This is a genomic window from Streptomyces clavifer, assembly GCF_036345975.1.
GTDB lineage: Bacteria > Actinomycetota > Actinomycetes > Streptomycetales > Streptomycetaceae > Streptomyces > Streptomyces clavifer.
This window is the reverse complement of record NZ_CP107793.1, coordinates 6,057,355-6,078,328: the sequence shown is the minus strand read 5'-3', so window position 1 is coordinate 6,078,328 and position 20,974 is coordinate 6,057,355. Positions and strand designations below refer to the sequence as shown.

At 71.9% G+C, this 20,974-nt stretch carries 20 protein-coding genes; 8 read left to right on the top strand and 12 right to left on the bottom strand.

What is annotated here, in order from left to right; genetic code table 11:
- Positions 1 to 33: 33 nt before the first annotated feature.
- Genes OG927_RS26390 through OG927_RS26370 form a run of 5 tightly spaced genes read right to left on the bottom strand, consistent with a single transcriptional unit; the run spans position 34 to position 4,868 of the window.
- Positions 34 to 972, bottom strand: a complete 939-nt coding sequence (locus OG927_RS26390) for a DUF4255 domain-containing protein (RefSeq protein ID WP_330320883.1) — start codon at positions 970 to 972, stop codon at positions 34 to 36.
- A 4-nt stretch (positions 973 to 976) separates the two neighbouring features.
- Complete coding sequence (locus OG927_RS26385; protein WP_209469472.1) at positions 977 to 1,711, bottom strand: hypothetical protein; 735 nt, start codon at positions 1,709 to 1,711, stop codon at positions 977 to 979.
- Entirely contained in the window at positions 1,704 to 2,435 is a 732-nt protein-coding gene (locus tag OG927_RS26380) for a T4 family baseplate hub assembly chaperone (protein ID WP_124280781.1), read from the bottom strand. Before OG927_RS26380 ends, OG927_RS26385 begins: the two co-directional genes overlap by 8 nt.
- Before the next feature lie 29 nt (positions 2,436 to 2,464).
- Positions 2,465 to 2,989: a phage tail protein gene (locus OG927_RS26375; protein WP_124280782.1), complete on the bottom strand. Its 525-nt coding sequence runs from the start codon at positions 2,987 to 2,989 to the stop codon at positions 2,465 to 2,467.
- A 28-nt stretch (positions 2,990 to 3,017) separates the two neighbouring features.
- Positions 3,018 to 4,868, bottom strand: a complete 1,851-nt coding sequence (locus tag OG927_RS26370) for a phage tail sheath C-terminal domain-containing protein (RefSeq protein ID WP_330320882.1) — start codon at positions 4,866 to 4,868, stop codon at positions 3,018 to 3,020.
- Between the two features lie 634 nt (positions 4,869 to 5,502).
- Here OG927_RS26370 and OG927_RS26365 point away from each other — a divergent pair.
- Positions 5,503 to 5,985 carry a hypothetical protein gene (locus OG927_RS26365; RefSeq protein ID WP_124280784.1) on the top strand — a complete coding sequence of 161 codons (483 nt, stop codon included), beginning with the start codon at positions 5,503 to 5,505 and terminating at the stop codon, positions 5,983 to 5,985.
- Between the two features lie 292 nt (positions 5,986 to 6,277).
- On the opposite strand, the gene OG927_RS26360 is transcribed toward OG927_RS26365, so the two are convergent.
- The gene (locus tag OG927_RS26360; protein ID WP_330320881.1) at positions 6,278 to 8,347 is read right to left on the bottom strand and encodes a hypothetical protein; all 2,070 of its coding nucleotides are present in this window, start codon (positions 8,345 to 8,347) and stop codon (positions 6,278 to 6,280) included.
- Between the two features lie 258 nt (positions 8,348 to 8,605).
- Between OG927_RS26360 and OG927_RS26355 the strand changes: the two genes are divergently transcribed.
- Positions 8,606 to 9,154 carry a TetR/AcrR family transcriptional regulator gene (locus OG927_RS26355; RefSeq protein WP_056791854.1) on the top strand — a complete coding sequence of 183 codons (549 nt, stop codon included), beginning with the start codon at positions 8,606 to 8,608 and terminating at the stop codon, positions 9,152 to 9,154.
- A 41-nt stretch (positions 9,155 to 9,195) separates the two neighbouring features.
- Positions 9,196 to 11,367 carry an MMPL family transporter gene (locus OG927_RS26350; RefSeq protein ID WP_330320880.1) on the top strand — a complete coding sequence of 724 codons (2,172 nt, stop codon included), beginning with the start codon at positions 9,196 to 9,198 and terminating at the stop codon, positions 11,365 to 11,367.
- A 176-nt stretch (positions 11,368 to 11,543) separates the two neighbouring features.
- Here OG927_RS26350 and msrB read toward each other — a convergent pair whose 3' ends face one another.
- The 4 genes from msrB to OG927_RS26330 form a co-directional block, all read right to left on the bottom strand.
- Positions 11,544 to 11,951, bottom strand: a complete 408-nt coding sequence (gene msrB / locus OG927_RS26345; RefSeq protein ID WP_056791850.1) for a peptide-methionine (R)-S-oxide reductase MsrB — start codon at positions 11,949 to 11,951, stop codon at positions 11,544 to 11,546.
- A gap of 10 nt (positions 11,952 to 11,961) precedes the next feature.
- Positions 11,962 to 13,356, bottom strand: coding sequence for a UDP-N-acetylmuramate--L-alanine ligase (murC, locus tag OG927_RS26340; RefSeq protein WP_056791848.1), 1,395 nt, complete (start codon positions 13,354 to 13,356; stop codon positions 11,962 to 11,964).
- 45 nt (positions 13,357 to 13,401) lie between these two features.
- Complete coding sequence (locus OG927_RS26335; RefSeq protein ID WP_199862758.1) at positions 13,402 to 13,854, bottom strand: indole-3-glycerol phosphate synthase; 453 nt, start codon at positions 13,852 to 13,854, stop codon at positions 13,402 to 13,404.
- Positions 13,855 to 14,004: 150 nt separating this feature from the next.
- Complete coding sequence (locus OG927_RS26330) at positions 14,005 to 14,793, bottom strand: pyrimidine reductase family protein (RefSeq protein WP_241191699.1); 789 nt, start codon at positions 14,791 to 14,793, stop codon at positions 14,005 to 14,007.
- Between the two features lie 37 nt (positions 14,794 to 14,830).
- Between OG927_RS26330 and zapE the strand changes: the two genes are divergently transcribed.
- The 4 genes from zapE to OG927_RS26310 all read left to right on the top strand — a co-directional run bounded on the left by zapE (position 14,831) and on the right by OG927_RS26310 (position 19,039).
- Positions 14,831 to 15,970: a cell division protein ZapE gene (gene zapE, locus OG927_RS26325; protein WP_199862759.1), complete on the top strand. Its 1,140-nt coding sequence runs from the start codon at positions 14,831 to 14,833 to the stop codon at positions 15,968 to 15,970.
- Positions 15,971 to 16,053: 83 nt separating this feature from the next.
- Positions 16,054 to 16,479 (top strand): OsmC family protein, encoded by a 426-nt coding sequence (locus tag OG927_RS26320; RefSeq protein ID WP_056791839.1) that lies wholly within the window; start codon positions 16,054 to 16,056, stop codon positions 16,477 to 16,479.
- A gap of 134 nt (positions 16,480 to 16,613) precedes the next feature.
- Entirely contained in the window at positions 16,614 to 17,990 is a 1,377-nt protein-coding gene (locus OG927_RS26315; RefSeq protein WP_124280789.1) for an alkaline phosphatase PhoX, read from the top strand.
- A 197-nt stretch (positions 17,991 to 18,187) separates the two neighbouring features.
- Positions 18,188 to 19,039 carry a polysaccharide deacetylase family protein gene (locus OG927_RS26310; protein WP_330321358.1) on the top strand — a complete coding sequence of 284 codons (852 nt, stop codon included), beginning with the start codon at positions 18,188 to 18,190 and terminating at the stop codon, positions 19,037 to 19,039.
- 40 nt (positions 19,040 to 19,079) lie between these two features.
- On the opposite strand, the gene OG927_RS26305 is transcribed toward OG927_RS26310, so the two are convergent.
- Positions 19,080 to 19,259, bottom strand: coding sequence for a hypothetical protein (locus tag OG927_RS26305; protein ID WP_056791832.1), 180 nt, complete (start codon positions 19,257 to 19,259; stop codon positions 19,080 to 19,082).
- Between the two features lie 28 nt (positions 19,260 to 19,287).
- A complete protein-coding gene (locus OG927_RS26300) occupies positions 19,288 to 19,965 on the bottom strand; it encodes an AIM24 family protein (protein ID WP_056791831.1) in 678 nt (225 codons plus the stop codon).
- A gap of 105 nt (positions 19,966 to 20,070) precedes the next feature.
- On the opposite strand from OG927_RS26300, the gene OG927_RS26295 reads away from it, so the two are divergent.
- Positions 20,071 to 20,823 (top strand): peptidyl-tRNA hydrolase, encoded by a 753-nt coding sequence (locus tag OG927_RS26295; RefSeq protein WP_330321357.1) that lies wholly within the window; start codon positions 20,071 to 20,073, stop codon positions 20,821 to 20,823.
- The last annotated feature ends 151 nt before the right edge of the window (positions 20,824 to 20,974 follow it).

Sequence of the window (20,974 nt, the reverse complement as noted above, 5' to 3'; positions counted from 1 at the left end):
GCCCTCACCACCCCCCGTGTTCCGCACTCCGGCTCAGCCCTTGCCGTCCGGTGTCGTCGTGCCGCCGCTCCCGGTCGTCCTGCGGGGACGCGGCGGGGTCGCTCGCCGGGCGGCCCCGGTGGGCTCGGCCGCCGCTTCGCCAGGGACCTGGGCGGGTGCGCCCATCGCGGCTTCGGAGGAGGTCCGCGCAGGCGCGGCCTTCTTCGCGGCGGCCTTCGCCGACCCGGCCTTCTTGACGGCGGCCTTCCGTGCGGGGGCGGCCTTCTTCGCCACGGCCTTCCGTGCGGGAGCGGCCGGAGCCGTCGAAGCCCCTGCGGCACCCCCGTCGACCCCATCCACTCCAGGCGGCAGGGGCGCACCGGGAGCACCGAACGGCACCACCCGCACCGTGCGTTGCTCCACCGGTTTCGCCGGGACGGGTTTCTCCCGGCCCTCGATCACCACCAGCGATGCCTGATAGGCCACCGACAGGGTGTACGGGGTCTGGTGCAGCATGCCCCAGAGCTTGGACGTCTCGTCGACGTCCATGACCGTCGGTGTGAAGCGGACCTTCTGCAGCGAGTCCGCCAGGTCACTGCCCGCCAGATGCGGCCGCTCGGCGGCCAGTTCGATCAGCTCCCGCGGGAGCACGGGAATCTCGTGCAACGTCCGTATGACGCAGCCCAGCAGCCGCTGCCCGACAAGCTCCGTCTCCTCCCCGTACGCGCTGATCACGTAGTGCAGGTCCAGCGGCGCGGCCGCCCTGCTGCGCAGGGTGCCGTCGGCGGCTCGCGTCGGCAGATCGTTGTTGCGCATCGCGGCGTTCGGGGTCACCTGGTAGAGGAACACCGTCACGGTCGGCTCACTCGGTGCCTCCGACGGGGGCTTGCGGGTCTCCACCTTGACCGCGATGTCCATCTCGGGTCCCAGATTGCTCTCGATCAGCAGGGCGAGCGCCTGGGTGACCGTGGCGACGGCGAGTGCGTTGCTCATGTCATCAGTCCCTCTTCCCGCCGCGCGACAGGTAGTCGTCCAGCGTCAGTACGGGGGCCGGCCGGCCGGGCCGCTGTGCCGGGCGCCCGGCCGGTGACGCGTCCGCACCGGGCGGCGGCGCCGCGCTGACCTCGAGCCGGCCGATCTGTACGTGCACGACGCGTTCCGCCGGGCGGGGTGCGCGCCGTCCCACCGAGCCGAGTGCCGCGCCCCGTGCCGCGGCGGAGTCGGAGCCGCGCGGCACGGCGAGCGCTGCCGCGCGCGCCGGTGGGGCGGCCCTGTGTGCCGGCGCATCCCCCATGGCGGACGCCGGCGTCGAGGCGTCCGGCACGGAGGGCCGCCCCCGGCGTACCTCACGCGCTCGGTCGGCCCCACCCGGCCGGACGTTCGGGGCCGGAGCAGCCGAGGGCCGGAGCAGGGGCGCCGGAGCCGTCGCCGGACGGAGCGGACGCTCCGTCCCGCCTGGTTGCGGCGCACTCTCGGTGCGTACCACGGTGTGCCGCTCCGTACGCACCTCCCGGACCGGCCGCAGCGGCCGGGGCGGGTGCCGATCGGCACGCGGGGCGGAGGGGACGAGTGCCTCCGGTTCGCCCGGCCCGGGCGGGCCGTACCGCAGCGCCTCGACCCGCTCGAACGGGCCGGACAGCCTGGGCCGCACCCGTGCGGCGGGTTCCCCGCTGCCCTCGGCCGCGGGCACGGGCGTGTACCGGGCGAGCAGCCGGTCGAAGTAGTCAGCCATCGGTGCACAGCTCCAGGTAGTAGCGACGCCGAAGGGGGCTCAGCGCCAGGATGTGCGGCTCGCTCCACCCGTAGGCGGTGGCGAGCAGGTGGACGTCGAGGAGCACGTCCCTCGCCCAGTTGTCCAGCTCGGTCCAGAGGTAGGAGGTGATGTCCAGCTCGGCCCGGGTCGCCCCACCGCATTCCGGGCACGCCACGTTCAGCGTCACCTCGGCCGTCGGGTCCGCCTCGGCGGCCTTCTCGGCGATGAGCCGCTCCACCCGTTCGGGCAGAAGGGTGTCCAGCCGCTCCGCGGGGACGGGCTCGCCGCCCCGCAGTGCCCGCACCGTGCAGCCGTTCACCAGCTGCCTGCGCGCCCCGGCGGACGAGGCGGCCGCACCGGCCGCCGCGAGGTCGGCGACGGTGGGCAGCCGGAAATCGACCACCCAGTCGTCGTCCGTCACGCGCAGCAGCCGGTCCGCCGGACGCGTGCTCAGCGCACCGGCGTCGAGGTCGAACTCCATGGCCTCACCGCAGGCACCGCACTCGATCCGCACCTGCATCCGTTCGCCGAAGAGCGACCGGCGCAGCGCGAACAGATCGGCCTCCCTCTCGCCGACCGGTACCGACAGAAGCTCGTCGGTACCGGCCCCCGGGCGGGCCGCCCGGTGCAGCAGCAGCGACCTCTCGGCCGCCCCCAGAGGCAGTCCGGTCTCCCAGGCGGCCAGCAGTTCGTCGGGCCCCACGGGGGCCCTCCCCGGATTCACGGCGCCGTTCAGGCGGGGTGGGTGAACGAGGGTTCGACCGGTTCCGGGATCTCGTAGTCGCGCTCCCAGCCCTCGCACTCCAGCTTCACGCTCTGGATGGCGACGGCGTTGGCGTTGGCGTCGAGCTCGCCGATGACCTGGTATTCACTGACCCAGGCCCGGTAGAGCTTGTGCGAGACGGCCACCTGCCCGGCTTCGTTCAGCACCTGGATGATGAGGTCCTTGCGGAAGTCCCGGAGCGAGACCTCCGAGCCGAGCCCGGCGCCCACCTGCCAGACCTTGTTGGCCCAGCGGTCGAATTCGGGATCGTGGGTGACGCCTCGTTCGAGTGTGACGCCCTCGAACTCGGAGCGGCCCGGTGACTTGCGCGGTGAGCTCGGGTCCCCACCGTGACGGTGTTTGACCACTTCTGTGGTGCGTTTCAGGGGACTGATCTTGCTGATGCCCGCGACCGTTCGACCGTCCCAGAGGACCAGGAACTTGAAATTCTTGTAGGGGTCGAAGCGATGGGCGTTTATCTGGAACTCAGCCATCGGTTTCCTTCGTGTTCCTTTTCCTCGGTTACGAGAGGTCGAACTGCCCGGCGAACTGCTGGATCCTGACGACCACGAACTCCGCGGGCTTGACCGGCGCGATGCCGATCACGACGTTGACCACGCCGCGGTCGACGTCGGCGTCGGTCGTGGTGTCCTTGTCGCACTTCACGAAGTACGCCTCGCGCGGTGTGCCGCCCTTGAACGCGCCCTGCCTGAAGAGGTCGTTGAGGTAGGCCGACGCCTTGAGCCGGATCTGCTGCCACAGCTGCTCGTCGTTGGGTTCGAAGACGACCCACTGCAGGCCGCGGTAGAGGCTCTCCTCGACGTGCAGCGCGAGCCGCCGCACCGGTACGTACGTCCACTCGCTGTCGAGCGCGTCCGCGCCCTCCAGCGTGCGGGTGCCCCAGACCAGGGGACCCACCACGGGGAAGGTGCGCAGGCAGTTCACGCCCAAGGGGTTGAGCAACCCGTTCTCCCGGTCGGTCAGCCTGACCGTCAGCGACCGGACACCCGCGAGGCGCGCCTCGGTGCCGGCGGGCGCCTTCCACACCCCGCGCTCGCCGTCGGTACGGGCCATCACTCCGGCGACGGCACCCGACGGCGGGAAGGAGCGCAGCCGGCCGGTCAGGGGGTCGGTCAGCCGCAGGTGCGGGAAGTACAGCGCCGCGTGGCTGCTGCGTACGGGTTCGAACGCGCCGATGCCGGCCCGCGCGGCATCGACGCTGCCCCAGGTCGAGGGAGAGTCGACGAGCAGGAAGATCCGCCGCTCCCGGCAGAGCTGCTCGGCCGCCGACAGGACGGTGACCATGTCCTCGGTGGACTCGTAAGCCGACAGCTCCGGCAGGACCAGCAGGTTGACGTCGTCCACGTCGCGCAGCGCCTGGACACCGGTCTTGCTCCCTTCGCTGCCGATGAGGTCGCGCGGGCCGGGCGGGTCGCCGTCCCTGCCGCCCTCCAGCGCGAAGACGGGCGGGTTGACCGAGGCCTCGAGTCCGAGGTCGTTGGCGCACTCGCCGACGAAGCGGACCACGTCGTCCGGGTCGACGGACCCGGCGACGACCTGGAGCCGCCTGCCGAAGGCGGTGACCTCGGACCCGGCGAACGTGTGCTTCCCGGGGGCGTCGGGGAGGGCGCGCAGCTTGCGTTCGAGCAGGAGGGCCAGCTCGGTGACATTGCACGGCGGCTCGCCGTCGCGGTCGGGCTCGAAGAGTGTGAACTCCCGATCCACATCGCCGATCTTGACCTTCAGCTCGACTTCCAGGCCGGGCAGGTCCGCGGCGAAGGGCTTGGAGACCGTGCCCGACGGGTCCGGCCGGTCCTCGTCCAATGCCTTCACCCGGACGAGGGAGGAACCCGCATTGACGACTGTCTCGACGAAGCGGCCGTGGCCGGCGTCCATGGACAGGCCCGTGAAGGACTCCCGGGCCCTGCCGCGGGCGTCGACGATCTGGAGGTTGAACGTACGGTCCGGCGCGGGGGTGTCGTGGTCGACTGCCACCCGCAGACCCGAGCCCCATACGCCGGGCTCCTTCGCGTGCACCTCCAGGACCGGGCACTCGCTGTGCCCCTCCGTCGAGCGGAGGGTGACGCACGCGTCCTCGCCCGTGCCGGCCGCGGCCACCCGGACGATCACCGCGAGCGTGCCGCCGTTGCCGAAGAACTGGTGCGCCGCGTAGCTGAGGGCGCTCTGCGAGGTGAGTCCGCCGAAGCGCCGCTCGAAGTCCGCGAAGCTGGTGACCCGTACCGGTTGGTTGAGCGGACCCCGGCGGGTGTGCCCCACGAACGCGGTCACCGACGTGGTGACCGAGGCGATCGTGCGGACGCCGCTGGGAAGTTCTTCGATGTACACACCGGGATAGCCCATGTGCGTCGGCATTCCCCCTCCATTCCCGCTGCGCACCAAGAGGTGAGAGGAAGAGGTGGAGGAAGCGCGTGCCCATGTCGAATCCGCACGCACGATCCCCCGCGTGTATCCCCCGTCGTTCACCCCGTGCGATATCCGGTCTCGCAGGGCCATCCGCATCCGTGTGCGCTCGTGGCTCCTGATGCATGAGTTCCTCTTGCGAGTGTGGAGCGCACCACGAGAGACGGTCAAGGGATTGATTCAGTCATTCGGATATGCCGCGTGACCGGTTCGCCAATTAATGATTCGACATGGTCAGAGGATTTTCCCATCAGCGTATGAAGATTCAATTCACCATCGCTTCACAGAAAAACCGGAGCCCATGAGGGATTCAAGCCGAATTGGCTCGATGGCGGCGCGCCGCCGTGCATGCGGATCACAGAGAATTGCCTTTCGGTTCGAATCTCGGACAGACATCACACTCGGGGCGCAAGGGATGTCCGCGGACCGTACGGGCCGTGCCGACGGGGCCGGGGCCCCGGGCGCCACCGGCGGAGGCGGCCGGAGCGGCGGCCGGGCCCGGGGCCCCGGGTGCGCGGCGGCAGGTACCGTAGGGAGAACGATTTCGTGGGCCTCCTGGCGGGCTGCGTACACCCAGGAGGAACACATGACGACGAACCGCGGGCGCAAGGACGTCATCCGGGACCGGATGGCTTCGACCGGCGAGTCGTACAACGTCGCCGCGCGCAATCTGAAGGCGATGAAGGACATGGGCGCGACCCGCGACGCCATGCTCGTCCAGCGCTGGCAGCCCGCCGAGTCGCTGGACGTGCCCTGCCCCTGCGGCGGCACCTGCGAGCCGGGTGAGACGTGCGACCACTGCCACGCCCGCCACCGCCATGTGAAGCGGTACCCGGGAAGCGTCACGGACGTGGAGGCCTGGGCGGACCGCTACGAGTGCATGGGCTGTTCGTCGTCGTACACCCTGACCGTGCGCCTGGCCGGGCGGCCGTGGGGCGTCGCGGAGACCGTGATCCAGGGCGGGTCGGCCGAGGAGGTCGTGCGGGCCCGGGTGTTCCCCGGGGTCGTGCACCCGCTGCTGCGCGCCGAGGCGGCTTCGGAGTCCGACCGGGACCAGGGGATCTCCTGAGATCACCCGTGGACGTTCGAGCGCGGGTCCTGCCGGCAGTTCGACGAGCGCTACCTGGAGTCGGCCGAGGTGGTCGCGCCTCCGGCGCCGCGGAGTCCGGTGAAGGTCCGCTCGGCGACCCGGCGTGCCCTGCCAGGTCCTGAGCGGTGCGGGGCGCCGCGACGGGCGATCCCGGGTGCGGTGCCGCAGGCCCGGAGGGCGCGGCACCACTCGTCGAAGGTCGTGGCCGCGGTCGGCGACACGCGTCAGGGACGCCGTCCGGCCACCTCGGCGACACGATCCCGGCCGCTCCTCACCCGTCGGCGTGCCGCTCGATCCAGGACCGGGCCGCCTCACGTACGGCCTCGGTCGGCGCCGGGCTCACCAGGTCCGGAGAGCGGACCAGAGAGTGCTGACGGGCGGCGCGCAGGCCGACCGAGCGGGCCTCGGCCGAGAGGCCGGGGTGCTCCGCGACCTCCAGGGCGCGCTGCCACCAGCTCCAGCTGCGGGGGTCGACACTGTAGTGCCACAGCGGCTGTCCGGGGTCGGCCACTGCTATCAGCACCCGGTGCAGGACGTACTCGCGGATGCCCGGGGTGCCGAGCAGCCGGTCGGCCACGAGCAGGGGGTGCTCCCCGTCGAGGCGGGCCCGGACCAGTACCCAGGTCATCAGCTGGCCGACGTCGTGGACCGGCGACGTGACGAAGTCCCACAGCTCGGCGGCCTTGGCCTCGTCGGGGGCGCCGAGGTGGGTGAGCAGCCGCAGCTCGTCCTTCCAGAGCGGCCGGGCCCCGTTCCACCAGGAGACCAGCTTTCCCGCCACCGGATGGTCCAGGTCCAGAGCGAGACAGGTCAGGGTGACGAGCGGGTGGCGCCATTCGGTGTACGTGGTCCGGTACTTCTTGGTGAGGTCCTTCAGGCGGTGCGGCAGCAGCGCATCGACATCGGACGCCGTGGCCACGCCGTGGGCGAGGAGGAGTTCGAGGCAGAACCCGAGCCCCTGCAGACCCGTCTCCGGGGCGGCCGTCCTGCCCCGCAGCCAGCTCACGTCGGCTTCGGTGAGTGTCCGGTACCGGTGCCACACGTCACCCAGTGAGCCTTCGGAGGCGGTGAGGTCCGGGCCGGTGCCCGACAGGAGCCCGTCACGGGCTGCCTCGTAGCGGGCCACGTCGGCCAGCACTTCGGAGGTGTCCGTGCCGGCGAGCGGGGCCGCGCCGGGGCGGAGCGCCTCCTCGCGCACGAGGTCCACCCGGTCCCGGGCCGCGTCAGCGGCGAGGGCCCGCAGGGCGCGCGGCAGCCGTTCGTCGAGGGCGAATCGGACCGCCGCGAGGGCCGCGTAGGACCGGCCCGCCCGGTATGCCTCGCCCGTCTCCCGGCGCCAGTCGGACGTGACGGCCCCGGTCAGCGCGTCGTGCAACCCCCGCAGTGAGGACTCCGGTACGTCGTGCGCCTCCAGTTCCGCCGCGATGGCGGCTGTGGCCCGTATCGCGTCGGGCTCGCGGAGCGACCGGTGGAGTGCCAGCCAGGGGCGGACCGCGGCCCTGTCGCCGCCGAGCGCGAACGCTCGCGCCGTGGCCAGGCCGCGCTCGGACGGCACTCGGGGCAGGACTTCGGCCGCCCGGGAGCCGAGGGCGGCGATGATCTCCCACGCCTCCTCATCACCATGGCGCAGCAGCGCGTGGAGCAACTCCCTCCATGCCGGCCACTCCGCGAGCCGCCCTTCGTACTCCTCCCGCCAGGCACGCAGCAGCAGCTCCGTCTCATCGGGCGTGAGCTCGTCCCGCCGCTCCAACGAGACCGCGAAGCGGGTCGCGTCGGAGAGGCTGAAGGGGGCTCGCAGCCGCTCGTGGAGCCAGGCGGCTTCGGCGGCGGACAGCGGCCGGTACCGGAAGGGTGCGGTGGTGCGGTCCAGCGGCTCGTCGAGCGCGGCGAGGAACTGCCGGACCCCGTCGGCGTCCGCGGGGTCGGGCAGGCCCGCGTCGTCCCGGCCGGTGATCCGGTCCAGCTGGAAGGCGCCCTTCGGTCCGCCGTCGACGACCCGGAAACCGGTCGGCCCCTCGCCGAGCCCGGCGGCGGTGACGGCGTGGTCCCCGCCCCAGTGCAGCAGCAGTTCACCCTCCAGGGCACCGGAGCGGCCGAAGGCCCGCCCGTGGGACTGCCAGTGCCAGTACGCGAAGGAGACGGGGCCGGTGAGCCCCCGCACCGCGAGGAGTTCGGCGGCGTCCTCGTGGCCGTCGGACTGCGTGTAGCGGCTCCGGGTCGGCGGCGGAAGCACGAGGAACCCGTCGTCTCCGAGCCCGCGCCACCAGGCCGTGATGACGGCGAGGTCCGAGCGTGTCCGCTTCGTGCGGCGGGCGGCCTGGGCGGTGCCGGGGTCGTTCACGTGCTGCTCCTCGGGCCGTTCGGAATCCTTCGCGAACGGCTCCCCCGTCCGTGACCCACCCTGCCACGCGGGTCCGACAGTCCGGGGCCGGCCGAGGGGCTCTCCGCGCACGGCGCCCGCGGCGCCGCAGTCCCGGTGAGTGCCGCCCTCCGAGCCTCACGCACCAGGACCGGACGGCCTGCGCCCGAGTGATGGGTGTCACGCGAAACGCCTGACCGATCGGTCAGGGCTGACCGATCGGTCAGCTACGGTGAGCCCATGCCACGTCCGCCCTCCGCGATGCGCCGTCACATCCTCGATTCGGCCCTGCGCCTCTTCGCCGAGCACGGCTTCAAGGGGACCTCGCTGAACGACATCGCCGTCGAGGCGGGCTGCTCCAAGGCCTCCCTGCTCTACCACTTCGCGGGCAAGGACGCGATCCTCACCGAACTGCTGACCTCACCGGCGGAGGGACTTTCCGCCCTGAGCCAGGAGTTGGCGGTGCTGGACGGGGATCAGGCCGTCGAGGCGGCAGTGGCGGGCTACGTCGGCCTGGCGATGCGCTTCCACCTGGAAGTGAAGATCATCTTCGCCGAACTGCCCGACATGCTCGGCCACCCGGTGCTCGCCGTCATCCCCGAAGCCGTCGGTGAGCTCGCGGACGCGCTGGCCGGCCGGTCCGAAGAACCGCGTGCGCGTGTCACGGCCCAGATGGTGATCGGGGGCGTGGCCGTCACGGTCGCGTCCGAGGTCGACGTCGCACGGGACACCATGCGCACCGAACTGGTCCGAGGAGCACTCAGAACCCTCGGACATCCCACCAGCTGAACAGAAGTCGTCCAGACCGAAGAGAAAGACGCCTCTTTAGCATGGCTATCCTGCTGTACCGGCTCGGCCGGCTCTCCTTCCGCCGCCGAGGGCGTGTCCTCGCCCTGTGGCTTCTGCTGCTCGCCCTGCTAGGGGGAGGCGCGGCAGCCTTCATGGGGCCCACCACCAGCAAGTTTTCCATACCGGGCACCGAGTCCCAGAAGGCCCTGGACTCGCTCTCCCGGGAATTCCCGCAGGCGGGTGGCGCCACCGGGACGATCGTCGTCGCCGCACCCGAGGGCACGAAGCTCACACCCTCGGCCGTGGCGCCGGTGACCGAGGAGGCCGGGAAGGTTCCCGGTGTCCTCGCGGTCGTCGACCCGTTCGTGTCCAAGGCCGTCTCGCAGGACGGCCGCTACGCCCTCATCCAGGTGCAGTTCGCGTCGGTCACCGACGACATCACCGACGCCCAGCGCGAGGCGTTCAGGGAAGCGGGCTCGTCCGTCGCGGACCTCCGGGTCGAGCACGGCGGCGAGATCATGCGGGGCGTGCCGGAGATCGGTTCGACCGAGGCCATCGGTGTGGCGGTCGCCGCCCTCGTCCTGGTCCTCACCTTCGGCTCGCTGGTGGCGGCCGGTATGACCCTGCTGAACGCCCTGGTGGGCGTCGCGGCCGGCATGGCCGGACTGTTCGCCCTCAGCAGCACCGTGGAACTGACCAGCACCGCACCCATCCTGGCGCTCATGCTGGGCCTGGCCGTCGGTATCGACTACGCGCTCTTCATCACCTCCCGCTATCGCCAGTACCTCGCGGAGGGCATGGAGGGGGAGGAAGCGGCAGGACGGGCGACCGGCACCGCCGGCTCGGCCGTCGTGTTCGCGGGTGCCACGGTCGTCATCGCCCTGGCGGGGCTCGCCGTCGCCGGTGTGCCCTTCCTTACGGTCATGGGACTGGCGGCCGCCGCCACGGTCGCCCTCGCCGTGCTGGTGTCCCTCACACTGCTGCCCGCCGCCCTCGGCTTCGCGGGCGCACGCGTCCTGCCCCGCAAGCTCCGGACGCGGGACCCCGCAGCCGCCCCCGCCCCCGTCGAGGCCGGGACCGCCTTCGGCTTCCGCTGGGGCCGGATCGTGGCCTCCCTCCGCGTCCCCGTCCTCGTGCTCGGAGTGGTCGGGCTCGGCGCTCTCGCCCTGCCCGTGCAGGACATGCGGCTCTCGCTGCCCGACGCGAGCACCGAGGCGGTGGGGTCGCCCAACCGCGAGGCCTACGACCTGACCACCGAAGGATTCGGTGAGGGATTCAACGGCCGGCTGATCGCCGTCGTGTCCGGCGACAGCGCGCAGGCGACCGGCGCCGCGGTCAAGGAGGCCGCCGCGCTCATCACGGACACCGACGGCGTACTCGCCGTCGCCGCACCGCAGATGAACGAGAACGGCACCACCGCCCTGCTGGCCGTGATCCCCGAGACGGGCCCCACGGACGCCGCGACCGAGGACACCGTCCATGCGGTCCGGGACCGGGTGGAGGACGTGAAGGGCGCCGCCATCGCGTTGACCGGTGCCACCGCCATCGGCATCGACGTCTCCGAGAAGCTCGCCGCAGCCCTGCCGGTCTACCTCCTGCTGGTGGTCGGGCTGTCCATCCTGCTGCTGATGCTCGTCTTCCGGTCGATCCTGGTACCCGTCAAGGCCGCACTGGGCTTCCTGCTGACCATCGGCGCCACCTTCGGCATCACCGTCGCCATCTTCCAGGAGGGCCATCTGGCGGAGCTGGTCGGCCTCGACACACCCGGACCGCTGGTCAGCTTCCTGCCCATCCTCCTGATCGGCATCCTCTTCGGGCTGGCCATGGACTACGAGGTCTTCCTCGTCTCACGGATGCGGGAGGACTTCGTCCACGGCGCGGACGCCCGCGAGGCCGTCGTCAGCGGTGTGGGCCACAACGCCCGCGTCGTCACCGCCGCTGCGGTGATCATGACCGCCGTCTTCGGCGGGTTCATCTTCATGCACGACCCCGTGATCAAGTCCATGGGCTTCGCCCTGGCGATCGGTGTCCTCATCGACGCGTTCGTCGTACGGATGGCCCTGGTGCCGGCCGTCATGCACCTCATGGGCCGAGCCGCCTGGTGGCTGCCGCGGGCGGTCGACCGGGTCCTGCCGGACCTCGACATCGAGGGCGAGCAGCTGCAGCGCCGGATCCCGGTGCCGCAGCAGGAGTCCGAGCTCGTGAAGACCTGACCGCGCCCGCGCGTCCGGACCGACGGAAGCGAGGGTCGGCCCACCCGGGACGGCCCGTGGGGCCCCTCGCCCACGGATGGGCGCCGGGAGCACCCCGCCACACGGAACGGCCCGCCGGGAACCCCGGCGGGCCGTTCCGCACGACTCGGCACCGGAGCACGCCCGGCCCGGCGGGGTCAGCCCTCGTCCGGCGCCAGCGTCAGCGAGATCGAGTTGATGCAGTACCGCTGGTCCGTGGGCGTGGGGTAGCCCTCGCCCTCGAAGACGTGGCCCAGGTGCGAGCCGCAGCGGGAACAGCGCACCTCGGTGCGGGTCATGCCGAGGCTGGTGTCCTGGATCAGCTCGACCGCTTCGGTGTCCTTCGGGTCGTAGAAGGACGGCCAGCCGCAGTGCGACTCGAATTTGGTGTCGGAGCGGAACAGCTCCGCCCCGCAGGCCCGGCAGGAGTAGACGCCCGCGGTCCTGGTGTCGGTGTACTCGCCCACGAACGCGGGCTCGGTGCCGGCCTTGCGCAGCACCGCGTACTCGGCGGGGCTCAGCTCCGCCCGCCATTGCTCGTCCGGCTTCTCGACGTCGTACGACACGGTGGCTCCCTCAGCTCGACAGGTGGTCCAGGATCTGCGGGCCGAGGTCGGTGACGTCGCCCGCTCCCATGGTGAGAACCAGATCGCCCGGCTTCGCCATTCCCGCGACGACGGCGGGTACCTCCGCCTGGTCGTGGACGGCCGTGACGTCGGCCCCGGCCGCCTTCGCGGCGTCGATGATCAGGGCGCTGGTGATGCCCGGAATCGGGTCCTCACGGGCCGGGTAGACGTCCAGCACCACGGAGGCGTCCGCGAGGGCGAGCGCCTGGCCCATCTCGGTGCCGAGCTCCTGGGTGCGGGAGAACAGGTGGGGCTGGAAGACCACGAGCAGGCGGGCATCGGTGGCCGCGCCGCGCATGGCCGCCAGGTCCGCGGCCATCTCGGTGGGGTGGTGCGCGTACGAGTCGACGACCTGGACGCCGGCCGCCTCGCCCTTGAGCTGGAGGCGGCGCTTGACTCCGGTGTACTTGCCGAGCGCGGAGGCCAGGTTGTGGGCCGGGATGCCGAGGGCGACACCGGCGGCGAGGGCGGCGACCGCGTTGTGCGCGTAGTGACTGCCGGGCACGGAGACCGTGAAGGTGAGGTACCTGCCGTTGAGGACGACCGTGACCTCGCTGGTCAGGCCGCGCGGGGTGACCTTGTGGACGCGTACGTCGGCGTGCTCGGACTCGCCGTAGGTGACGACGTCGAGGGACGCGATGTCGCGGACCCTGCGGGTCAGCTCCACCGCGCCGGGCTGGTCGGCGGAGACGACGAGTGTGCCGCCCGGGACGACCTTGCCGACGAACGTCTCGAAGGAGTCGTAGATCTCTTCCATCGAGGCGTAGTTCGCGTGGTGGTCCAGCTCGACGTTGAGGACGATCGCGACCTGGGGGTCGTACTTCTGGAAGCTGCGGTCGCTCTCGTCGGCCTCGGCGACGAAGATGTCGCCGCCGCCGTGCGCGGCGTTCGTGCCGGGCCCCGCCAGGTCGCCGCCGATGGCGTACGAGGGGTCGAGGGCCAGCTCCGACAGGGCGACGGCGAGCATCGACGTGGTCGTGGTCTTGCCGTGCGTGCCGGCGACCGCGATGGCGCGCAGGCCCTCCATCAGGGCGGCGAGCGCGTCGGAGCGGTGCACGACCGGGACGGACAGCTCCGCGGCGCGGGCCAGCTCGGGGTTGTCCGGGCGGATGGCGCTGGAGACGACCACGCAGGACGCGTCGTCCGCCAGATGACCGGCGGCGTGCCCGATGTGGACGGTCGCCCCCAGCGCGCGCAGGGCCTCCGCGGTGGCGGACTCCTTGGCGTCGCTGCCCGCCACCTTCGCCCCCCGCTGGGCGAGGATCTTGGCGATGCCCGACATTCCGGCGCCGCCGATGCCGATGAAGTGCGGCCGTTCCAGGGCGGCAGGAATACCGGGTGCCATGCGTGTGTCTCCCGAAGATGCGAGGTGGGTGAGGTCCGCCCCAGCCTATTCGCTGTGCGCGAAGAGCTTGAGCACCGGTACGCCGACCTTGTGCCGGGCCCGGGAGGCCCAGTCGCGGTGGAAGAACTCCTCCACGTAGTGCGGTGCGGTCAGCACGATGACCTCGTCGGCCCCCGAGTCCTCGACCACGGACTTCAGCTTGTCCAGGGGATGGTCCTCGACCACCTGTCCGACAGCCTCGGAGCCCGCCTTGCGCAGCTCCTGGAGCGAGTACTCCAGCGCGACCGCGGCGGGCTCCTGCGCCGCCCTGCCCTCCGGTTCCTCACCCTCGCGGACCGCTTCTCTCAGTTCACCGAGCGCCACGTCGTCGATCGCCCGGAGCAGGACGTCGGCCTGGTCACCGCGTGGCTGCATCAGTACGACGAACGAGATCTGCTCCTCGCCGTGGAGGGTCGTGACGAAGTCCACGTCCTCGGGAGTGAGGGGCTTCTCGATCATCAATACGCTTCTGAACACGGCAGGCGCCCTTCCGTTTCATCTCGTCGGCCCTGGACGGCCACTGCTGCTGAAACCATCCTTCCCCGCAATTGCACGGGGTTGCAGGACTAAGTGTGCCCATCGGGAGCTAACCGGAACGGAAAATTCCGCTCAGTGTCGGATCTTCCCGTACCGGCTGAAGAGGAATCCTGCCTCCTCCAGCAGCGACACGAGGGAGAAACGTTCCGGCACGGTCACCGGCGGGCCGCCCGCGATCCGTTGCGCGTTCCCGGCGACGAGCGTCGGGGACAGGGTCAGGCAGAGCTCGTCCAGCACCCCGGACGCCACGAACTGACCGAGCAGCCGAGGCCCGCCCTCCGTGAGCAGACGGGTGTGCCCGCGCGCCGCGAGCTCCGCCACCGCGCGCGCCGGCTCGACCGCGGCGCCGTCGCCCGCGATCAGCACCTCGGCGCCCGCTTCCCGGGCCGCGCGGACCCGGTCGGCCGGCGCCCCGGCCCCGGTGACCACCAGGGTGGGGACCAGGGGCGACACGAAGAGCGGCAGCGAGAGGTCCAGGTCCAGGCTCGCGCTCACGACGGCGATCGCGGGGGCGGGTCCCTGCCCGGCGGCAGCACGCCGCGCGGCGAAGGCGTCCCGTGCCCTGGCCGGCCGGTAACCCTCCTTGCGCACCGTCTCGGCACCCACGACGACCGCGTCGGCCAGTCCCCGCAGGGTGCCGAAGACGCGCATGTCGGCCGGGGAGGAGATGCCCTGGGAGCGCCCGTCGTGGTGGGCCGCGCCGTCCAGGGTGGTCACCATGTTGGCGCGCAGCCAGGCGCCGTCGCCCGCGGGGTACGCGTAGGCGTCGGCCAGTTCGTCGAGGGTCCACTCCCGATCCGTGACCGGGGTGGTTCCGGCGGGCGTGGGTGTCAGGTCCGTCACAGGGAGCAGGCGTCGCATGCTCCGCAGTCTGGCACGGCCCTTAAGGTGGAGAGTTGTGTCGTCCTCCACCGCCGTGCCGGGGCAGAGCCCCATAGCCGAAACGGCCCCGCAGTCCCTGTGCGCCCTCGAGCCGCGCGTCCCCGCCGACCGCCTGGTCGCGGAGATGGTGCCGCCGCCGCGCTTCGACTCGGTGCGTTTCGATACGTACGAACCCGACCCGGGTCAGCCCAGCCAGACCGAGGCCGTCAAGGTGCTCAGCGACTTCGCCGGCGGGCTCGGCGGGGCGCACGCCAGCGGGGCGGGCAGGAAGGGGCGGGCGCGGAACGCCTCCGGCGAGGGCTGGTGGCGGGCGACGGGCGGGCGGTTCGGCAGGAAGGCCGCCGCACCCACCGGCCCGCGGGGCGTCTACCTAGACGGCGGCTACGGCGTCGGCAAGACCCACCTGCTCGCCTCACTCTGGCACGCCACCCCGGCCGCACCCGAGCTCAAGGCCTTCGGCACGTTCGTCGAGCTGACGAATCTGGTCGGCGCGCTGGGCTTCCAGCAGACCGTGCAGACCCTGGGCGGCCACCGGCTCCTCTGCATCGACGAATTCGAACTGGACGACCCGGGTGACACCGTCCTGGTGTCGTCCCTGCTCAGCAGGCTCGTGGAGGCGGGGGTCGCGCTGGCCGCCACCTCGAACACCCTGCCCGGCAAGCTCGGCGAGGGCCGTTTCGCGTCCGCCGACTTCCTGCGCGAGATCCAGGGGCTCTCCGCCCACTTCCGGCCGCTGCGGATCGACGGCGAGGACTACCGCCACCGCGGACTGCCCGAAGCCCCGCCGCCGTACTCCGACGAGCAGGTCACCAGGGCCGCGTACGCCACCGCCGGCGCGTCCCTGGACGACTTCCCCTCGCTGCTCGACCATCTCGCCCGGGTCCACCCGAGCCGCTACGGGGCGCTGACGGACGGGCTCACGGCGGTCTGCCTCACCGATGTGCGGCCGGTGCCCGACCAGTCGACGGCGCTGCGTCTGGTGGTGCTCGCGGACCGGCTCTACGACCGCGAGGTCCCGGTGCTCGCATCCGGTCTTCCGTTCGACCGGCTGTTCAGCGAGGAGATGCTGAACGGCGGGTACCGGAAGAAGTACTTCCGGGCGATCTCCCGGCTGACGGCACTGGCGCGTGACGCAAAGGGACTGGTGGCGCAGTAGGTTCGGGGGCGTACCGCGTGCGAGGTGCCCCCGAGGGCCTCGTACGCGCCGTTGACCGCGCACACCGTTTGAAGGGATCCAGCATGGCTACCACGCGTCAGGCGCACACGGTCTGGGAAGGCAACCTGCTCGAGGGCAAGGGCGTCGTCACCCTCGACTCCTCCGGGGTCGGGGAGTTCCAGGTCTCCTGGCCGTCCCGCGCGGAGAAGGCGAACGGGAAGACCAGCCCGGAGGAGCTCATCGCGGCCGCGCACTCCAGCTGCTTCTCGATGGCACTCTCCAACGGCCTCGCCACGGCGGGCACCCCGCCCACCCAGCTGAACACCCGGGCCGAGGTCACGTTCCAGCCCGGCACCGGCATCACCGGAATCCACCTCACGGTGGAGGGCACGGTTCCCGGCCTGGACGAGGCGGGCTTCGTGAAGGCGGCAGAGGACGCCAAGGCGAACTGCCCGGTCAGCCAGGCGCTCACGGGCACGACCATCACGCTCACCGCGTCGCTGGCCTGATCCCACGGGCCTCTGAGGGCACTTCCGCCCCAGGGGCACAGGGAGGCACGGTGGCCCGCATGGTTCCCGCGCGACACGACGCGTGGTACACACATGCGGGTCACTACACCTGTCCGCCAACAGGGAGTTGCCTCATGTCATCCGCACCACGACGACTCGCAACACGACGACAGGTCCTGGCCGGCAGCGGCGCGACCGCTGCCTCGATCGCCTTCGCCGGGGCTTTCACCGAACTCTTCGCCGGCACGGCCGCCGCACGGGGCCACAGCGGCTACGGGCCCCTCGTGCCGGATCCCGAAGGCCTGCTCGATCTGCCGAAAGGTTTCCGCTACCGGGTCCTCTCCCGCGAGGGCGACCCGCTCCGCTCGGGCGAGGGCCCGGTCCCCAGCAATCACGACGGCATGGCCGCCTTCGCGGGCCGCCGCGGCCGGGTCCATCTGGTGCGCAACCACGAGAACCGGGTCACCGGCAGGATCGGCGTCCCGACGGTCGAGGGCCTCACGTACGACCCGATGGGCAAGGGCGGTTGTACGGCCCTGGAGCTCGACAGCCGGGGCAACGTGCTCGGCGAGAGGGTCGCGATCGCCGGTACGGCGGTCAACTGCGCGGGCGGGCCCACCCCGTGGAACACCTGGCTGACCTGCGAGGAGACCGAGGACAAGGCCGGTACCAACGGCTACACGAAGGACCACGGCTTCATCTTCGAGGTGGACGGTGCCGATCCGCGCCGCACCGGGGCCGTCCCCCTGACCGCGATGGGCCGTTTCCAGCACGAGGCGATCGCGGTCGACCCGAAGAACGGGGTCGTGTACGAGACGGAGGACGCGTTCGACCGGCCGTTCGGGCTCTTCTACCGTTTCCTGCCCGAGAAGCCGCTCGGCGGCACGGGCTCGCTGCGGGCCGGGGGCGCGCTCGAAGCCATGAGGGTCCCCGGACTGCCCGACCTGTCCGTGGTCCAGGAGACCGGTGCGAGCTTCGACCGGGTCGAGTGGGTCCCGGTGCCCGATCCGCAGGCCACCGAGACACCGATCCGGCTGCAGGACTTCGGGCCCAGGGGCGTCACGCACGCCCAGAAGCTGGAGGGCTGCTACTGGGGCGGCTCGTCCGTCTACTTCGTCTCCAGCTTCGCTCACAGCTCGGAGGGGTCGGCCGCCGACCACTTCGGCCAGGTCTGGCGGTACGAGCCCAAGCGGCGCCGGCTCACGCTGGTGGTCGTCTTCGGCCCGGACACGGACATCCAGCTGCCCGGCGAGTCCCCGGACAACATCTGCCTCGCCGCCGACGGCGGGCTGATGGTGTGCGAGGACGGCGGCGGCGCACAGCACGTGCTCGGGGTGACGCGGCGCGGAGAGGTCTATCCGATGGCGCGGGGGCGGCAGAACACCGGGACGGCCGATGACCCGGAGTGGGGCGAATTCGCGGGGGTCACGTTCTCGCCGGACGGCGGAACGATGTTCGTGAACTGCTACACGCCGGGCACGACGTTCGCCGTGACGGGCCCCTGGCGCTGAGCGGCCGGGTAACGGGCCGCGGGGCCGGGCAGCGGTGGCTGCCCGGCCCCGCGGTGGTTCCCGGCACCGTGACGCCGCGGGCGGGAGCTCGCGGCGAGGGGCCGCCGGTGGTGCGGGACGTGGAGGCCCGGAGTGCCGCGACCGGATTCTGATGCCTCATCAGCTAACGTCTCCCGGTGATCAAATCCGTTCGTACGATGACAGCACTGATGGTGCTGGGTGCGGTCCTCACCGGCTGCGGCGGCCGGGAGGACTCGCGCACGGCGGCCCTCGCGCCCCCGGCAAGCCCCAGCCCCGGCCCCGGCGCGACGGTCGAGGCGCGACAGGGGCCGCCCACCATGGCTCCCGGGCCGGAGGGCCTGACCCCGGTCTTCGAGCGCCGGGCCGCCGGCTCCCGCGACGGCGCCCCCGGGGCCGACAAGACCGTGGCGCTCACCTTCGACGCGGACATGACGGCGGATCAGGGGCCACGCGCCTCGGCGGGCGAACACTTCGACAACCCGGGCCTCATCGCGCTGCTGCGCCGGCTGAAGGTGCCCTCGACGGTCTTCATGACCGGGCGGTGGGCCCAGGAGTACCCCGCCCAGGCCCGCTCGATCGGCACCGATCCGCTGTTCGAGATCGCCAACCACTCGTACAGCCACTACGCCTTCTCCTCGCCCTGCTACGGGCTGCCGGCCGTCGCGAAGGCCGATATGCGCAGCGATGTGGAGCGGGCCTTCGCCGCGATCCGGAAGACGGGGGCACGCAACGTCGTGCCGTACTTCCGCTTCCCCGGCGGCTGCTACGACGACGCGTCGCTGAAGGCCCTGGCGCCGACCGGGGTCACGGCGGTGCAGTGGGACGTGGTCAGCGGGGACGCGTTCGCCACGGACCCGGAGGCGGTGGCCGAGCAGGTGCTGAGCGGGGTGAAGCCCGGATCCCTCGTGGTCATGCACTGCACCCGCAGCGCCGCACCCGTCACCGAAGAGGCGCTGGAGCGGGTGGTCCCGGAGCTGCGCGAGCGGGGCTACCGCTTCGTCAAGGTCTCCGAGCTGACGCGGGGCTGAGCACACACGGCGGACCCGCCGCGCACGCCGCCCGCCCGCGTCACCCGGAGCAGGCCGTGCGGCCCGCCTCCTGCCAGGCGCAGACCGGGCAGAGGGTGCTGCCCTTCGTCGACTCCGGGAACTCGGTCGGCTTCCGGCACAGCACGCATGCGGCGTACGGCGGGCCCGCGTCCGCGGGTACGGGGGCCGGAGCGGGCGTCGCGCAGTACGAGTCGTCCATGCGTCCGAGCGTACTCACCCGCGCGGGCTCAGTTGGCCGACGCCTTCTCCGGCTTGAGCTCGCTGGGGCGGACGATCACGAATCCCTCGCCCTGCAGCATCAGCTGGACGGCCTCGCCGGAGCCGCCGCGCACCATCGAGCCGAAGCTCTGCGAACGGTGCAGCGTGGTGGAGAGCCGGGCGCTCCAGCCGACGACCGCGTCCGTGTCGACGTACACGGGCTGCTGGGCCGTGACGGGGATCACGATGGGCTGGCCGTCGCATATCAGGCCGAGGTTGCCGTGGCCGCTGAAGACACTGTTGAAGAGACCGCCGCCGGTCATTCCGGCACCCTTCACCGTCTTGATCTCGTACGCGAGGCTCGCGTCGAAACAGAGGACGTTGCGCCCGTTGACGGTCAGGACGTCGCCCTGTTCCATCTCCACGATGAAGCAGTTGGCCGCCTCGTGGGCGAACCACGCCTCCCCCTGGCCGCGGACCGCCATGAGCGGCAGGCCCTCGCCGGTGACCGCGCGCTTGAGCATGCCGCCGATGCCCTGGCCCTTGCGTTCGAACTGCAGATCGCCGCGGAACGCGATCATCGACCCCTGACGCGCGTGCATCTCACCGTTGACGGCGTACTTGATGGACTTGGAGTTCTGCAGGGTCATACCGGGGGCGGTGGCCTGCTGGGCCATGTGCTCGCTGGAAAAGAGGTCGCTCTTCATGCCCCGCATCCTCACCCGGACCCCTTCGTTCCAGCAAGGACCGGTTTCCGCGGGCCTGGCAGACTGGAGCCCGTGAGCAGCGAAGACCGTCCCGAGCCCTTTACCGTGCCCACCCCGGAGTCCCCTCCCGGGGCCGACCGGGAGTCCGTTCCGGCGGATCCCGCGGACAGCCCGTTCCGTACGGAGCCGACCTCCCGCGACGAGGCGCCGCAGTTCGTGCTGCCGCTGGTGGTGCACATCGAGAAGACGGATCCGCCGGCGCGCACCGACGCGCTGCGGACCGCGGCGCGCGCGGTGCTCACGATGCTCTCCGACGAGCGTGCGCTCGGCGGGGGCGAGTGGGCGCAGGTCATGCGGGAGTGGCAGGACGCCCGGATCCGCAAGGTGGTGCGGCGTGCCCGGGGTGCGGAGTGGCGCAAGGCGTCCGCGCTGCCCGGGATCACGGTCGCGGGCGAGCACGCGGAGGTACGGGTGTTCCCGCCGGTGCCCCTGGACGCCTGGCCCAGGGAACTGGCCAAGCTCCAGGTGTCGGGCACGGACCTGGACGACCCCGAGCCCCCGGCCGCGCCCGATCGGGACGCTCCGGTGCTGTGGATGAATCCCGAGGTCGGCATGTCGGCGGGCAAGGCCATGGCCCAGGCCGGGCACGGCGCACAGCTCGCCTGGTGGGAGCTGTCGGACACGGAGCGCAAGGCCTGGCGGGAGGCCGGATTCCCGCTCTCCGTCGCCACCCCGGACCCGGACCTCTGGCGGGAGCTCACCGTGAGCGGGCTGCCGGTGGTGCGGGACGCCGGCTTCACCGAGATCGCGCCGGGTTCCTGCACGGTGGTCGCGGACCATCCGGCGCTGCGCCGCTGAACGCGGGGCCCCGGGGCGGGCGTGGGGCCGCGCGTCCGAGCCGGTGCGGCCTCCCGGCGGAAGATCCGCCGGTGCTGTTGAACATCCCTGCGCCGATGTACGTATCTCCCGGTACTGCCGCACCGGCATTACCGCCAAGTAGGTTGAACGC

What these genes read in the sequence shown, in the direction of transcription:
- OG927_RS26350 (WP_330320880.1), top strand. Translation starts at nt 9,196, where the DNA reads ATGGCTATCCTGCTGTACCGGCTCGGCCGGCTCTCCTTCCGCCGCCGA.
- OG927_RS26330 (WP_241191699.1), bottom strand. Translation starts at nt 14,793, where the DNA reads ATGCGACGCCTGCTCCCTGTGACGGACCTGACACCCACGCCCGCCGGA.
- OG927_RS26315 (WP_124280789.1), top strand. Translation starts at nt 16,614, where the DNA reads ATGTCATCCGCACCACGACGACTCGCAACACGACGACAGGTCCTGGCC.
- OG927_RS26305 (WP_056791832.1), bottom strand. Translation starts at nt 19,259, where the DNA reads ATGGACGACTCGTACTGCGCGACGCCCGCTCCGGCCCCCGTACCCGCG.
- OG927_RS26390 (WP_330320883.1), bottom strand. Translation starts at nt 972, where the DNA reads ATGAGCAACGCACTCGCCGTCGCCACGGTCACCCAGGCGCTCGCCCTG.
- OG927_RS26365 (WP_124280784.1), top strand. Translation starts at nt 5,503, where the DNA reads ATGACGACGAACCGCGGGCGCAAGGACGTCATCCGGGACCGGATGGCT.
- OG927_RS26310 (WP_330321358.1), top strand. Translation starts at nt 18,188, where the DNA reads ATGACAGCACTGATGGTGCTGGGTGCGGTCCTCACCGGCTGCGGCGGC.
- murC (WP_056791848.1), bottom strand. Translation starts at nt 13,356, where the DNA reads ATGGCACCCGGTATTCCTGCCGCCCTGGAACGGCCGCACTTCATCGGC.
- OG927_RS26320 (WP_056791839.1), top strand. Translation starts at nt 16,054, where the DNA reads ATGGCTACCACGCGTCAGGCGCACACGGTCTGGGAAGGCAACCTGCTC.
- OG927_RS26300 (WP_056791831.1), bottom strand. Translation starts at nt 19,965, where the DNA reads ATGAAGAGCGACCTCTTTTCCAGCGAGCACATGGCCCAGCAGGCCACC.
- OG927_RS26375 (WP_124280782.1), bottom strand. Translation starts at nt 2,989, where the DNA reads ATGGCTGAGTTCCAGATAAACGCCCATCGCTTCGACCCCTACAAGAAT.
- OG927_RS26385 (WP_209469472.1), bottom strand. Translation starts at nt 1,711, where the DNA reads ATGGCTGACTACTTCGACCGGCTGCTCGCCCGGTACACGCCCGTGCCC.
- OG927_RS26370 (WP_330320882.1), bottom strand. Translation starts at nt 4,868, where the DNA reads ATGCCGACGCACATGGGCTATCCCGGTGTGTACATCGAAGAACTTCCC.
- OG927_RS26355 (WP_056791854.1), top strand. Translation starts at nt 8,606, where the DNA reads ATGCCACGTCCGCCCTCCGCGATGCGCCGTCACATCCTCGATTCGGCC.
- OG927_RS26335 (WP_199862758.1), bottom strand. Translation starts at nt 13,854, where the DNA reads ATGATCGAGAAGCCCCTCACTCCCGAGGACGTGGACTTCGTCACGACC.